Source organism: Paraburkholderia sp. JHI2823, assembly GCF_038900695.1.
GTDB classification, from domain to species: Bacteria; Pseudomonadota; Gammaproteobacteria; order Burkholderiales; family Burkholderiaceae; genus Paraburkholderia; species Paraburkholderia mimosarum.
On sequence record NZ_JAYMRY010000293.1, the window covers coordinates 1 to 431 of the forward strand.

At 60.8% G+C, this 431-nt stretch carries 1 protein-coding gene; it reads right to left on the reverse strand.

Annotated elements, in window-relative coordinates:
- Positions 1 to 145: 145 nt before the first annotated feature.
- Positions 146 to 431: methyltransferase (locus VSR34_RS38715; RefSeq protein ID WP_342965274.1), on the reverse strand; the 286-nt coding region annotated here is incomplete at its 5' end.

The window sequence follows — 431 nt, forward strand, 5'->3', positions numbered from 1 at the left end:
GTCTGAAGTAGTGCCGCCGTAAACGCGGGAATGACATACGCGGGTAACTTTGCGCACCAGCCTGGCAGTCCAGCGTCGCGCCCGGAACAGAGCGACTCCGCCGATCTCCGGATCAAGGGTTACTGCGCGTCGGCTCCAGACGCTTCTACCTGGTTCCGATCACCATCGAATCTGGCCCGGCAAGCGGCTCGACACGCACCTGTGTGAAGCCGACCTCCTTCATCCATGCGCAACACTGCGCACCGGTATAGTCGAAACCGCCAGGCGTCTCGATAAGCATGTTCAAGCTCATCAGAAGGCCGAAGGCATTCTGCCTGCGCTCATCGTCGATCACCGCGTCGTAGACGATCAGGCACCCTCCGGGAGGCAGCGCCGCGTAGCACTTCGCGAGGAGTTCCATCTTCTGCGCAAGATCCCAATCGTGGAGGATG